General features: G+C 58.8%; 11 protein-coding genes. 2 read left to right on the top strand and 9 right to left on the bottom strand.

Annotated elements, in window-relative coordinates; translation table 11 throughout:
* Nucleotides 1-76: 76 nt before the first annotated feature.
* From ACQ4MY_RS25010 to ACQ4MY_RS24995, 4 genes are all read right to left on the bottom strand, one after another.
* Nucleotides 77-3,370: a DEAD/DEAH box helicase gene (locus ACQ4MY_RS25010; RefSeq protein WP_440096801.1), complete on the bottom strand. Its 3,294-nt coding sequence runs from the start codon at nt 3,368-3,370 to the stop codon at nt 77-79.
* Between the two features lie 9 nt (nt 3,371-3,379).
* Nucleotides 3,380-4,117 carry an S-methyl-5'-thioinosine phosphorylase gene (locus tag ACQ4MY_RS25005; RefSeq protein ID WP_008082191.1) on the bottom strand — a complete coding sequence of 246 codons (738 nt, stop codon included), beginning with the start codon at nt 4,115-4,117 and terminating at the stop codon, nt 3,380-3,382.
* Nucleotides 4,118-4,130: 13 nt separating this feature from the next.
* Nucleotides 4,131-5,141: a beta-N-acetylhexosaminidase gene (gene nagZ, locus ACQ4MY_RS25000; RefSeq protein WP_440096800.1), complete on the bottom strand. Its 1,011-nt coding sequence runs from the start codon at nt 5,139-5,141 to the stop codon at nt 4,131-4,133.
* A 158-nt stretch (nt 5,142-5,299) separates the two neighbouring features.
* Nucleotides 5,300-6,007, bottom strand: coding sequence for a TetR/AcrR family transcriptional regulator (locus tag ACQ4MY_RS24995; protein WP_007910473.1), 708 nt, complete (start codon nt 6,005-6,007; stop codon nt 5,300-5,302).
* Between the two features lie 229 nt (nt 6,008-6,236).
* Here ACQ4MY_RS24995 and lexA point away from each other — a divergent pair, with 229 nt between their 5' ends.
* A complete protein-coding gene (lexA, locus tag ACQ4MY_RS24990) occupies nt 6,237-6,845 on the top strand; it encodes a transcriptional repressor LexA (RefSeq protein WP_008082195.1) in 609 nt (202 codons plus the stop codon).
* 10 nt (nt 6,846-6,855) lie between these two features.
* Nucleotides 6,856-7,329 carry an SOS-induced cell division inhibitor SulA gene (gene sulA / locus ACQ4MY_RS24985; RefSeq protein WP_440096799.1) on the top strand — a complete coding sequence of 158 codons (474 nt, stop codon included), beginning with the start codon at nt 6,856-6,858 and terminating at the stop codon, nt 7,327-7,329.
* Nucleotides 7,330-7,426: 97 nt separating this feature from the next.
* Here sulA and ACQ4MY_RS24980 read toward each other — a convergent pair whose 3' ends face one another.
* The 5 genes from ACQ4MY_RS24980 to fadA form a co-directional block, all read right to left on the bottom strand.
* Nucleotides 7,427-7,660, bottom strand: coding sequence for a hypothetical protein (locus ACQ4MY_RS24980; RefSeq protein WP_008082203.1), 234 nt, complete (start codon nt 7,658-7,660; stop codon nt 7,427-7,429).
* Nucleotides 7,661-7,766: 106 nt separating this feature from the next.
* Nucleotides 7,767-8,291: a DUF6586 family protein gene (locus tag ACQ4MY_RS24975; RefSeq protein ID WP_440096798.1), complete on the bottom strand. Its 525-nt coding sequence runs from the start codon at nt 8,289-8,291 to the stop codon at nt 7,767-7,769.
* A gap of 144 nt (nt 8,292-8,435) precedes the next feature.
* Entirely contained in the window at nt 8,436-11,066 is a 2,631-nt protein-coding gene (topA, locus tag ACQ4MY_RS24970) for a type I DNA topoisomerase (protein ID WP_440096796.1), read from the bottom strand.
* A 114-nt stretch (nt 11,067-11,180) separates the two neighbouring features.
* On the bottom strand, nt 11,181-11,417 hold the full coding sequence (locus ACQ4MY_RS24965; protein WP_007910467.1) for a DUF1653 domain-containing protein: 237 nt from the start codon (nt 11,415-11,417) through the stop codon (nt 11,181-11,183).
* 99 nt (nt 11,418-11,516) lie between these two features.
* Nucleotides 11,517-12,692 carry an acetyl-CoA C-acyltransferase FadA gene (fadA, locus tag ACQ4MY_RS24960; RefSeq protein ID WP_008082213.1) on the bottom strand — a complete coding sequence of 392 codons (1,176 nt, stop codon included), beginning with the start codon at nt 12,690-12,692 and terminating at the stop codon, nt 11,517-11,519.
* Between the last annotated feature and the right edge of the window lie 9 nt (nt 12,693-12,701).

Genomic DNA, 12,701 nt, shown 5'->3' with positions numbered 1-12,701 from the left:
TGTGTACGACTCACAACGCTGTGGGAGCTGGCTTGCCAGCGATGGGGCCATCAGATATTGCTCTATTACTTAGGGCTCAGCCCTTGGCAACAGGCAACGGCGCAAACAGCGCTTCGATGTCACTCTGCTCCAGCTTCCAGCCACCCGTCGTCCCACCTTCAAGCACCGCACCGGCCAACGCTGCTTTCTCCTGCTGCAACGCCTGGATTTTCTCCTCTACCGTGCCGCGAGCGATCAGCTTGTAAACGAACACCGGATTGTTTTGCCCGATTCGATACGCACGATCCGTCGCCTGATTCTCCACTGCGGGGTTCCACCAAGGGTCGAAGTGGATCACCGTGTCCGCTGCGGTCAGATTCAAACCAGTACCCCCGGCCTTGAGACTGATCAGAAACAACGGCACCTTGCCGCCCTGAAAATCCTTCACCGGCGTGCGCCGATCCGTAGTTTCACCGGTCAGCAGCGAATAGGCAATGTCACGCTGCTGCAGTTCTTCCTCGATTAAGGCCAGCATTGAGGTGAACTGCGAGAACAGCAGGATCCTGCGACCTTCGCCGAGCAGCTCTTCGAGCATCTCCATCAAACTGACCAGTTTGCCACTGCCGGAGCGCAGTGCCTTCGCCGTCAGCGGCATCTTGATCAGGCGCAAGTCGCAACAGACCTGCCGCAGCTTGAGCAAGGCATCGAGAATGATGATCTGACTGCGCGCCACACCACTGCGGGCAATTTCGTCACGGACTTTTTTATCCATTGCGACGCGAACTGTTTCATAGACATCGCGCTGGCCGTCGCTGAGATCGACCCAATGGACTATTTCGGTTTTCGGCGGCAGTTCGGTGGCGACCTGATCCTTTTTGCGGCGCAGTAAAAAGGGTTTGATGCGCGCTGTCAGGTGCTGCATGCGCTGAACATTGCCGTGCTTTTCGATTGGCGTGCGGTAATCGCGATTGAAGGATTTGCTGTCGCCAAGCCAACCGGGCATGAGGAAATGAAACTGCGACCACAGCTCGCCCAAGTGGTTTTCCAATGGCGTGCCGCTCAGGCACAAGCGCTGGCGGGCTTGCAGATCACGCGCGGCTTGCGCCGCTTTGCTGATCGGATTTTTGATGTTCTGCGCTTCGTCGAGAATCAGCACGCTCCACAGCTGCGGCTGCAGAACCTCGAGATCCCTCGGCAGCAACGCGTAAGTGGTCAGCACCAGATCGTACTCGGCCAGATTAGCGAAATCCTTTTGCCGCCCAGTGCCGTGCAGCGCTAATACTCTCAACTGCGGGGTGAAACGCTCGGCCTCGTCGAGCCAGTTGGGAATCAGGCTGGTCGGCATCACCGCAAGAGCCGGGCAATCAAGGCGACCGGCGTGTTTTTCCGTAAGCAGATGCGCCAGGGTTTGCAGGGTTTTGCCCAGCCCCATGTCATCGCCCAGAATGCCGCCGACCTCAAGCTCACGCAGGGTCTGCATCCAGTTCAGGCCTTCGAGCTGATACGGGCGCAATTGCGCGTTAAGACCGGCCGGCGCAACGACGTAGGTGTGACTGGAATTCTGCAATCGCTTGGCGAAGGTGCGCAGCCGCTCGCCCCCCTGCCAATCCAGCGGCACGCCATCGAGCATACTCAAGCGCGCGGCGTCCGGGACACTCAAGCGCAGTGCATCGCCCTGATGACCGCCCAAGTACAACTCGCCCAGCGTGGCCATCAGCGGCTTGACCCGACTCAGCGGCAGCGCGACCTTGGCGCCCGAAGAGTCACCAAAACCGCTGGGTTTCAGTTCGATCAGGAGTTTTTCGTCATCGCTGCGTTGTGCCAGATTGACCGGGTCAAGCAAGCGCGGCTGGGTGCGCAACAAGTGCAGAAGGATTGGTAGCAAACTATATCGCTGGCCATTGACGACGATACCCAACTGCAAGTCAAACCACTGATGCCCAGCCTCTTCTTCGACCTCGGCGTACCAATGCTCAACCGGTTGCACATTGAAATGAAAGCCGGGACTCATCTCCACTTCCCAGTTCGAGGCGCGCAACGTGGCAAGCCCTTCGTGCATAAACCCGAGCCAGGCGGAATCATCCGGCAACGTGAACATCTCGCCGGGACGATCCAGCGAGCTCTTGCGCGTGGCTTTTTTGAAACCGAGCTTTTGCAGGATCTGGCGCAGTTTCTTTTCCACCGCAGGCTGGCGTTGAATGCGCTGGGTTTCGGTACCGTTGAGGATCATTACTTCCGGGTTGCGATCCACCGTCGGCCGGCCGTTGTAGGTAAACACCAGGGCAGCGCGGTGCTCCAGAACGTATTCCCAGCGCGAGCGCTCCCGACCGCTGACGAGAGTCAGTTGTGGCTGCGGTAGTACGTCGTCGATGATTCGTTCGGTCAGTTGGTGTGGCGGCGGGATTCTCGTCGCGGCGCTCATGCGATGGCTGAACTGCATGGCCTGACGCGCCGGAATGTCCGGCGCCAGAGTCAAATGGCTGGCCAGTTTTTCTTCCAGCTCATTGAACAGAGGGCCAATCTGCCGCTGTTCACGATCCAGGTAATAAAGCGGCTCCAGCGCCAGCACAGTTTCCTGCGCAGCCTCGGCACTGCTCCACTGCGCGCGGAAACCGCCGTCGGCCTGCTCGGCCCAGGCGAACTGACCGATGCGCTTCGCGCCCGGCACCAACGGTCGCAGATCCTCGAAATCGAGGAACAGCCGCGAGGTGCGCAGGAGCATTTCCAGCAGTTCGGCGCCGCTGCTGCCTTCCAGCGGATAGCCGCTGTAATAGGCGTGGTGAGAGTGCATGGCAACCAGCAGCCTGGCGACGCGCAGATCCAGCTCGGACAGGTAGCCGGGTTGACGCATGAGCATTTCCGCCAGCGAATACATCGGTTTGACTTCGCGTAACTCGCCGCTCTTGAGCTGGGAAACCTTGAAAATATCGAGCAGCCACTTACCGCTCACAGGCGTTGGCTTGAGCTTGTAAAACAGGCGCGTGCCTGCGGTTTGCGCGCCTTCTTCAGCAGGTTTGGCCGGCACGGGAATGGTCGAAAGCCAATGTTCCAGCGCCCGACCCAACGGGATCTGTGCATCACTTTCAGACGCACTATGATCACTGCCCTGCAGGTGATAAAGCACCGCAGCGCAATGCTTGCAGTCGATAGCGACAGGACAGGTGCACAGGCAACGCAAATAGACGGAACCTAGCCGATCTTCAGACAGGTAAATGATTTGTTCATACGCCTGATCTTGCGAACCGACGCAAAACGCCTCGATCTTTCTGTCATCGATCTCGATGATCTCTACCCGGTCCTCGGCGGCATAAGCCCGAGCCTTGGCCAGCGCGGTGCTAGTGAATTCCTGAGTCCAGGCCAATGACTTGAGCTGTTCGATGAAAATGCTCATTGGCGGCCCTTAGCTGGCCAACACCCGCGCCAACGTCGACTTCACCTTGCCCATGCCGTCATGCAGCGCCTGCTCGATCTCGGCCATGGTGATCACTTCGGTGGTCTTGCCCGCCGCAGGGTTCACCACCAGCGCCAGACAGGCATATTCCAGATCCAGCTCGCGGGCCAATGCCGCTTCCGGCATGCCGGTCATGCCGACGATGTCGCAGCCATCACGCTCCAGACGCACGATCTCGGCCACGGTTTCCAGACGCGGGCCTTGGGTGCAGGCGTAAACGCCCTGATCGCTGTAATCGCAGCCTTCAGCCGCCACCGCGGCGATCAATTGCTGACGCAGCGGTTCGCTGTAGGGGAAGCTGAAGTCGATGTGGGTGACGTGTTCCAGGTCATCAGCGAAAAAGCTGTGCTCGCGACCGCTGGTGTAGTCGACGATCTGATGCGGCACGCAAAAGTGCCCGGTGCCCATCGCAGGATGAATCCCGCCCACGGCATTCACTGCGATAATCGCTTCGGCACCCGCTTGCTTCAGCGCCCACAGGTTGGCGCGGTAGTTGACCTTGTGCGGCGGGAAGCGATGCGGATGGCCGTGACGGGCGAGGAACAGCACTTCCTTGCCGGCGTATTCGCCAATCTGCACGTCGGCCGAGGGCGCGCCGTAGGGCGTGTCCACCGCCAGCGATTGACGAATGGTCAAGCCTTCGAGCTGGGTCAGGCCGGTGCCACCGATGATTGCGTAAACGGTCATAGCGAAAAAATCCTTAATCGATCAGTTGAGCGTCTTTGAGCGCGCCGATAGCGGTGAGCCAGCGCGGATCCTGGCGATATTCGGTGCTGGCGATGGCCTCACCGCGCATGCGGGCGATTCGCGCGGAGGGCTTGACCTTCATCCGTTGCGCGGCGCTCAGGGCAAGTTCGGCAGCGGCGCGGTCGTTGCACACCAGGCCCATGTCGCAACCGGCAGTCAGTGCAGCTTCGATGCGACTGGCGGCGTCGCCGACCACATGGGCGCCGGCCATCGACAGGTCATCGCTGAAGATCACGCCATCGAACTGCAATTCGCCGCGCAGGATGTCCTGCAACCAGCGCCGGGAGAAACCGGCGGGCTGCGAATCAACCTGCGGATAGATGACGTGCGCCGGCATGATCGCGGCCAGTTGTTTACTGAGTTTGGCGAACGGCACGAGGTCGTTGGCACGGATCTCGTCGAGGCTGCGCTCGTCATTCGGGATCGCCACGTGCGAATCGGCTTCAGCCCAGCCGTGACCGGGGAAATGTTTGCCGGTGGCGGCCATGCCGGCGCTGTTCATGCCCCGGATAAAGGCTCCCGCGAGCAGTGCGGCACGCTCTGGATCACCTTCAAATGAACGGGTGCCCACCACGGCGCTGCGCTGGTAGTCCAGGTCAAGCACCGGGGCGAAACTCAGGTCGAGACCGACCGCCAGCACTTCAGTGGCCATGATCCAGCCGCACTGCTCGGCGAGGTATTCGGCATTCGGGTTATCGGCGATAGCGCGCATCGCCGGCAGGCGTACAAAGCCTTGGCGCAAGCGCTGCACGCGACCGCCCTCCTGATCCACCGCCAGCAGCAGGTCCGGGCGAATCGCGCGGATCGCCGCGCTGAGCTCACGCACCTGGCGCGGATGTTCGATATTGCGCGCGAAAATGATCAGGCCGCCCACCTCGGGCTGGCGCAATAATTGGCGATCTTCAGCCGTCAGCCAGGTACCGGCGACGTCCACCATCAACGAGCCTTGCAGGCCAGCAGTCATAGAGATTCCTTGAAAACGAAAAACCCGATCCGCAGCAAATCGCTACCGTGAGCAAGGCTCGGCAGGTCGGCAATTTCTATCGAGATCGGGTTCACAACGAGAGTCGGCATGGGCGGCTAGCTTAGCGGATACAAGCTGCCGCGCCCACCCGTGTACGGTTAAACCTTGGCGGCAACCGGTGTCGATTTGCTACGTGGGCGCAACTGCGCGGTCGCCATCGCCGCGTCAGTAACGCCGGTTTCGGCGCGCATTCCCGCAGCGAGAAACGGCACCATCAGGCGCATGACTTGTTCGATGGAAGTGTTGACGCCGAAATCAGTCTCGGCAATCGCACGCAAGGCTTTAATGCCGGACATGCTGAACGCGGCGGCACCAAGCATGAAATGCACGCGCCAGAACAACTCGATCGGCGGAATCCGTGGCGCGGCTTCGTTGACCAGCAGCATGTAACGACGGAACACCTTGCCGTACATGTCTTCCAGGTACCGGCGCAAGTGGCCCTGGCTCTGGCTGAACGCGAGGCCGAGCAGACGCATGAAGATCGACAGATCGTTGCCGCTGCGTGGCTGCACCACGAGCGCTTGCTCGACGAGGATTTCCAGCAGTTCTTCAAGGGTCGGCTTGTTTTCAGGCTTGGCCTGACGGCGCTCCAGCTCTTTATCGAGGCTGATGCAGAACGGCCCGAGGAAGCGTGAGAACACTGCCTGAATAAGGGCTTTCTTCGAGCCGAAGTGATAGTTCACTGCTGCCAGGTTGACGCCAGCCTTGCTGGTGATCAAACGCAATGAGGTTTCAGCGAAACCTTTCTCCGCGAACAACTGCTCGGCAGCATCAAGAATGCGTTCAACGGTTTCCGACTGGGCCATGGCTACTCCGCCTGACAAACACTTGTTTGAAACATACGTTTCAGCCTGTGCGTTGTCAAGCCTGCCGGTTCGTTTTGGGAATGGTCGGTCAGCTATTTAACCACACATGCCCGCCGCATTAATAAGCACACCTGCCGACCGTCTGGCGGCGTGCAAAAAAACGGGCATTGCCAAGACCGCTTCACTGTATATAATCCCAGTCACTGTATAAAAAGACAGAGCGATCAATATGCTAAAGCTGACGCCACGCCAAGCCGAGATTCTGGCCTTTATCAAACGTTGCCTCGAAGACAACGGCTACCCGCCGACCCGCGCGGAAATCGCTCAGGAACTGGGCTTCAAGTCGCCGAACGCGGCCGAAGAACACCTCAAGGCATTGGCTCGCAAGGGTGCCATCGAGATGACTCCCGGTGCCTCTCGCGGCATTCGCATCCCTGGCTTTGAAGCCAAGGCTGATGACTCCACCCTGCCGATCATCGGCCGTGTGGCTGCCGGTGCACCGATTCTCGCCCAGCAGCACATCGAAGAGTCCTGCAACATCAATCCAACCTTCTTCCACCCTCGTGCCGACTACCTGTTGCGCGTGCACGGCATGAGCATGAAGGACATCGGCATTTTCGATGGCGACCTTCTTGCCGTCCACACCACCCGCGAAGCGCGAAATGGTCAGGTTGTCGTTGCACGTATCGGCGACGAAGTGACCGTCAAACGCTTCAAGCGCGAAGGCAGCAAGGTCTGGCTGATGGCCGAAAACCCTGAGTTCGCCCCTATCGAAGTCGACCTGAAAGATCAGGAACTGGTGATCGAAGGCTTGAGTGTCGGCGTTATCCGCCGCTAAAGGAGGCTCTATGCAGTTCCCACACACACCTCAGCAAACACAACTGCCTTTATTCGAAGCGTTTCTGGCACAACCGATGGCGCCGACCCTCAAAGAAGTGGTCGAGCGCCCGTGGACTGCCGAACCTGAAGTATTCAGTGAGCTGTCACTGCGTGGTGCGGCGGGGAACTGCCTGAACCTGCTTGCCCCGATCCTTCGCGAACTGAGCGAGGACCAGGATGCTCGCTGGCTGACGCTGATTGCGCCACCGGCCAGCTTGACTCAAACCTGGTTGCGCGATGCTGGCCTGAACCGCGAGCGCATCTTGCTGTTGCAACCGCGCGGCACTCAAAGCGCTCAACAACTGGCGTGCGAGGCATTACGCCTGGGCCGCAGCCACACGGTGGTGACCTGGCTCAACCCGCTGAACGCAGGTTCACGGCAACAGCTGATCAGCGCTGCACGCACGGGCGACGCTCAGAGCCTGAACATTCGATTGGGTTGATTGACGAGTAGCGTGCGCTGTGTGAAGCGCAGGGCTTCTCCAGGGACAGAGAAGCCGATCTGAAGCGGTAACGATAAAAACGAAATGCAGGCGGGGATCAGTGAAGAACCCGCGGCCCCTCTTCCTTATCAAACTCACCTTCGATCATCCGGCCTGCCATCTGCACGCCGACGCTCAACATCGCCTTGGCGATTTCCACATGCTGACCTTGAAGGAAAGTCTTGGCATCCTCGGAGAAATCCAGAGTCACCAAAGAACCTTCGTCCTCAGCCCTGCGCAGTTCGATTCGGCCGTCTGGTAACTCGACAATTTCTAGAAAGGACGTTGGCATATAGGTCTGTTCTCCACGAAAGGCAGGGATTATATAGACATCATTCAGGCTTCGCTCGGGATCTTGACCAGCAGCATGTTTCAGATTGCCACCGTGTCAATCATCCTCAGCACTCGTTCAACCCCTCGCGAAAACGCAGCGCCAGGCCTTTGAGGTTCTGCCGCCAGCTCTCCAACTCCTCTCGGCTCAGCTCATCTGGCGCCTCTTCCTCGTCCAGATTAATCGCCTGAATCAGTGGCTGTGTCACATCGCCCTTGGCCTTGTGCGGCACCCGCGGTGGTTGAAACAGCGCTGAATGTGCAGCCAGCAGTTTTGCCAGCCAGGTTTCCGAGTTACCCGCCAGTTCAATCATTTCGGCCAGCTCGGGAATCGCAATCGACTCCAGCACTTCGCGCGTCAGCAACGCCTCAGCCCGGGGCGCGCTGGCTTGGGGCAGACGATAGAAGCCCGCGATCTCATGGCAAAGCCCCAACAGAGCGCCGTAGAGGTGAAACAACGCCGATTCACGACCGGCCTGAATCAGCGCCAGGGAATTCATCGCCCGCCCCTCTTCAGCACGAGCCAGGGCTTCCAGCGACAGGCCGGCGAAATAGATCTTCTGATTGGTACGGGTATAGAGTTCGTGAGCCATGACGGCGCTCTCCACAACGAAATAATTGCTTCACACAGGCCGGACAGTGTCGTGGATCAGCCGATCCCACCGCAAGCAGAAAACCAAAAGGCCGCATGAAAACCCGAGGGTTCGCATGCGGCCTTTTCAGTGCCGGACTAACGCTTACTCAGCCTTGGCTTTTGCGCGCTTGTCTTCAACGGTCCACTTGCCGCCGTCGTAGTAAGCTTTCCAACCGGTAGGCTTGCCGTCGACTTCGGTCTGCACGTATTGCTCCTTGGTCTTGCGGCTGTAGCGGATGACCGCTGGCAGACCATCAGGATCCTTCTTCGGCGCATCGCAGAGGAAGTGGTACTTCGGATCGATTTCGTCCTTGTGCGGCACAATCTCGATCACCAGCGGAGCACGAGTCTCGCGGTTTTTCGGGAACTGGCTCGCCGCCAGGAACAGACCCGAGGCACCGTCGCGCAGGATGTAGGTGTCGTTGACCTTTTCGCATTTCAGCTCAGGCATCTTCACCGGATCCATCTTCGGCGGCGCCGCGTCACCGCTCTTCAGCAGTTTGCGGGTGTTCTTGCACTCAGGGTTGGTGCAACCGAAGAACTTACCGAATCGGCCGGTCTTGAGTTGCATCTCGCTGCCGCACTTGTCGCATTCCAGGCTCGGACCTTCGTAGCCTTTGATGCGATAGCTGCCCTCTTCGATTTCGTAGCCGGCACAATCGGGGTTGTTACCGCAGATGTGCAGCTTGCGCTTCTCGTCGAGCAGGTAAGCGTCCATCGCCGTGCTGCAGATCGGGCAACGATGCTTGCCGCGCAGCACCAGCGATTCCGATTCGCCCTCGTCGTCCGCAGCGATCTCGTCGCCCGGCACCAGGTTGACGGTGGCCTTGCAGCGCTCTTTCGGCGGCAGGCTATAACCCGAGCAACCGAGGAATACGCCGGTCGATGCGGTGCGGATCTGCATCGGACGACCGCAGGTGGTGCACGGAATATCGGTCATTACCGGCTGGTTGGCGCGCATGCCGTTGTCCGGATTTTCGGCTACTTCGAGTTTCTTTTTGAAGTCGCCGTAGAATTCGTCCAGCACGCTTTTCCAGTCGCGCTCGCCCTGTGCGACGTCATCGAGGTTCTCTTCCATGCCGGCGGTAAAACCGTAGTCCATGAGGTTCGAGAAGCTCTCCGACAGACGCTCGGTAACGATGTCGCCCATCTTTTCCGAGTAGAAACGACGGTTGTGCAGGGTCACATAACCGCGATCCTGAATGGTCGAAATGATCGCTGCATAAGTCGAAGGACGACCGATGCCGCGTTTTTCCATTTCTTTCACCAGGCTCGCTTCGGAGTAACGCGCCGGCGGCTTGGTGAAGTGCTGGGACGGATCAAGCTTGATCAGCTTCATTACGTCGCCCTGCGCCATATCAGGCAGAACGTCGTCATCGCCAGGCTTGGCAATCTGCGGCATTACACGGGTGTAACCGTCGAACTTGAGGATGCGGCCCTTGGCACGCAGCTCGAAGTCGCCAGCACCGACGCTGACAGTGGTCGACAAGTATTGCGCCGGCAGCATCTGGCAAGCGAGGAATTGGCGCCAGATCAGCTCATAGAGACGCTCTGCATCACGCTCCATGCCTGCCAGCTTGCTTGGAATGGTGTTGGCGTCGGACGGACGAATCGCTTCGTGAGCCTCTTGTGCGCCTTCCTTGCTGCTGTAGACGTTTGGCGTTTCCGGCAGATACTTCTTGCCGAACTCGTCTTCGATATAAGCACGCGCCATCGTCACGGCATCGGCCGAGAGGTTGGTCGAGTCGGTACGCATATAAGTGATGTAGCCAGCTTCGTACAAACGCTGGGCCATCATCATGGTTTTCTTCACGCCAAAGCCCAGGCGGTTGCTCGCAGCCTGTTGCAAAGTGGACGTGATGAACGGCGCCGACGGTTTGCTGCTGGTTGGCTTGTCTTCGCGCTTGACGATGCTGTAGCTGGAAGACTTGAGTTTCTCCAGCGCGGCCATGGCCTGGGTTTCGTTCAGCGGCTTGAAGGCTTCGCCTTTCTCACGGGCCACTTCGAAACGCACGGTCGAGCCTTTGGTGGTGCCGAGATCGGCATGCACTTCCCAGTACTCTTCCGGGTTGAACGCTCGAATTTCGCGCTCACGCTCTACGACCAGTTTCACGGCAACCGATTGCACGCGACCGGCGGACAGGCCCCGGGCGATCTTCGCCCACAGCAGTGGCGAGACCATGTAACCGACAACGCGATCGAGGAAGCGCCGCGCCTGCTGAGCGTTGACACGATCGATGTCCAACTCGCCCGGCTGGGAGAACGCTTCCTGAATCGCCTTCTTGGTGATTTCGTTGAACACCACGCGCTTGTAGCGGCTGTCGTCACCACCGATGGCTTCGCGCAGGTGCCAGGCAATGGCTTCCCCCTCGCGATCCAAGTCGGTTGCGAGATAGATGGTGTCAGCATCTTTGGCGAGCCGGCGCAGCTCTTCGATGACCTTCTCTTTGCCCGGGAGGATCTCGTACTTGGCTTTCCAGCCATGATCGGGATCGACACCCATACGCGAGACCAGCTGCTTGCGCGCTTTCTCTTTCGGCGAGAGCACCGGACCTTCGCCCGCAGCTGCCTTGCCGCGCTTGGCGGCTGGCTCTTTGCTGGCGCTAGCCGAACCGCTGGTGGGCAGGTCTCGGATATGGCCGATACTCGACTTCACCACGTATTGGTTACCCAGATACTTGTTGATGGTCTTGGCCTTAGCCGGGGATTCCACAATGACCAGCGATTTGCCCATGGATCAGAAAATTCCTGAATTCTAGAAGTGAAAGGCGGTTGGCGCCTGACGCGGCACCGCTATATATAGTTGATACAAGGTGAGGTCAAGCACAGGGTTCTGTGCGCACTCGCCTTATGCCTTGGAAAAAAGGCTCGGTTCGGCTTGCACCAAAGCAAAGCGTGGCACCTGCTCGCCGTCAACCTCGACCGACTCGAGAAACATGCTCAAAGGGCGCACCCAAAAGCCGTAATCGCCATACAGGGCTTGGTAAAAGACCACTTCTTCTTCGGTTTCCGAATGCCGTGCGACACTGAAAACACGGTACTGCGGACCTTTGTAATGTTGGTAGAGCCCAGGTTGTATCGGCATGCTTTGGCCCTCACTCAAATTTTTTCAAAATAAAAACAAAAATAAATCCACAAAAACAAAAACCGGGGCACTTGGCCCCGGCTTCCATCAACGAGACGCTTAAACGCGTTCGAAGACGGTGGAGATGCCTTGGCCGAGACCAATGCACATAGTGGCCACCCCGAAGGTGCCGCTATTCTGCTTCATCACGTTCAGCAAGGTGCCGGAAATACGGGCACCGGAGCAACCGAACGGGTGACCCAGGGCGATCGCGCCGCCGTGCAGGTTAACCTTCTCGTTCATCTTGTCGAGCACTTTCAGATCTTTCAGCACTGGCAGGGCCTGTGCAGCGAAAGCTTCGTTGAGCTCGAAGAAGTCGATATCGTTGATGCCAAGGCCCGCACGTTTCAAGGCTTTTTGTGTCGCCGGAACTGGACCATAGCCCATGATTGCCGGATCCACACCCGCCACTGCCATCGAACGGATAACCGCCATTGGCTGGATACCCAGGTCCTGCGCACGCTGTGCCGACATCACGATCATGCACGAAGCACCGTCAGTGATCTGCGACGAAGTACCGGCAGTCACGGTGCCGCCCTTTGGATTGAAGGCAGGCTTGAGGGCCGCCAGACTTTCCAGGGTAGTTTCCGGACGAATGGTTTCGTCGTAGTCGAACAGTTTCAGGAAACCGTTCTCGTCGTAGCCCTGCATCGGGATGATTTCGTCTTTGAACTTGCCTTCCACGGTGGCCTTGTGAGCCAACTGGTGGGAACGCACGCCGAAAGCGTCTTGCTGCTCGCGAGTGATGCCGTGCATTTTGCCGAGCATTTCAGCGGTCAGACCCATCATGCCCGAGGCTTTTGCCGCGTACAGCGACATGTGCGGGTTCGGATCGACACCGTGCATCATGCTCACGTGGCCCATATGCTCGACGCCGCCAACCACGAACACGTCACCGTTACCGGTCATGATCGCTTGCGCAGCAGTGTGCAAAGCGCTCATCGAGGAGCCACACAGACGGCTGACGGTCTGACCGGCAGCAGTGTGCGGGATCTGCGTCATCAGCGACGCCATGCGCGCGATGTTCCAGCCCTGCTCCAGAGTCTGGTTGACGCAGCCCCAGATCACGTCTTCGACTTCGTTCGGATCAACCTTGACGTTGCGTTCCAGCAATTTGCTGATCAGGTGTGCCGACATGTCTTCGGCACGGGTGTTGCGGTGCATGCCGCCCTTGGAGCGGCCCATCGGAGTACGACCGAAGTCGACAATCACGACGTCTCTTGGATTCAAGCTCATAAAATTTCA

This window comes from Pseudomonas sp. SM4 (assembly GCF_051913165.1).
In the GTDB taxonomy this organism is placed as follows: domain Bacteria; phylum Pseudomonadota; class Gammaproteobacteria; order Pseudomonadales; family Pseudomonadaceae; genus Aquipseudomonas.
The sequence above is the reverse complement of the archived record's forward strand: the minus strand, read 5'-3'. Positions and strand labels throughout refer to the sequence as shown.

What these genes read in the sequence shown, in the direction of transcription:
- ACQ4MY_RS24980 (WP_008082203.1), bottom strand. Translation starts at nt 7,660, where the DNA reads ATGCCAACGTCCTTTCTAGAAATTGTCGAGTTACCAGACGGCCGAATC.
- ACQ4MY_RS24965 (WP_007910467.1), bottom strand. Translation starts at nt 11,417, where the DNA reads ATGCCGATACAACCTGGGCTCTACCAACATTACAAAGGTCCGCAGTAC.
- nagZ (WP_440096800.1), bottom strand. Translation starts at nt 5,141, where the DNA reads ATGACTGCTGGCCTGCAAGGCTCGTTGATGGTGGACGTCGCCGGTACC.
- lexA (WP_008082195.1), top strand. Translation starts at nt 6,237, where the DNA reads ATGCTAAAGCTGACGCCACGCCAAGCCGAGATTCTGGCCTTTATCAAA.
- ACQ4MY_RS25010 (WP_440096801.1), bottom strand. Translation starts at nt 3,370, where the DNA reads ATGAGCATTTTCATCGAACAGCTCAAGTCATTGGCCTGGACTCAGGAA.
- topA (WP_440096796.1), bottom strand. Translation starts at nt 11,066, where the DNA reads ATGGGCAAATCGCTGGTCATTGTGGAATCCCCGGCTAAGGCCAAGACC.
- ACQ4MY_RS24975 (WP_440096798.1), bottom strand. Translation starts at nt 8,291, where the DNA reads ATGGCTCACGAACTCTATACCCGTACCAATCAGAAGATCTATTTCGCC.
- sulA (WP_440096799.1), top strand. Translation starts at nt 6,856, where the DNA reads ATGCAGTTCCCACACACACCTCAGCAAACACAACTGCCTTTATTCGAA.
- ACQ4MY_RS25005 (WP_008082191.1), bottom strand. Translation starts at nt 4,117, where the DNA reads ATGACCGTTTACGCAATCATCGGTGGCACCGGCCTGACCCAGCTCGAA.
- fadA (WP_008082213.1), bottom strand. Translation starts at nt 12,692, where the DNA reads ATGAGCTTGAATCCAAGAGACGTCGTGATTGTCGACTTCGGTCGTACT.
- ACQ4MY_RS24995 (WP_007910473.1), bottom strand. Translation starts at nt 6,007, where the DNA reads ATGGCCCAGTCGGAAACCGTTGAACGCATTCTTGATGCTGCCGAGCAG.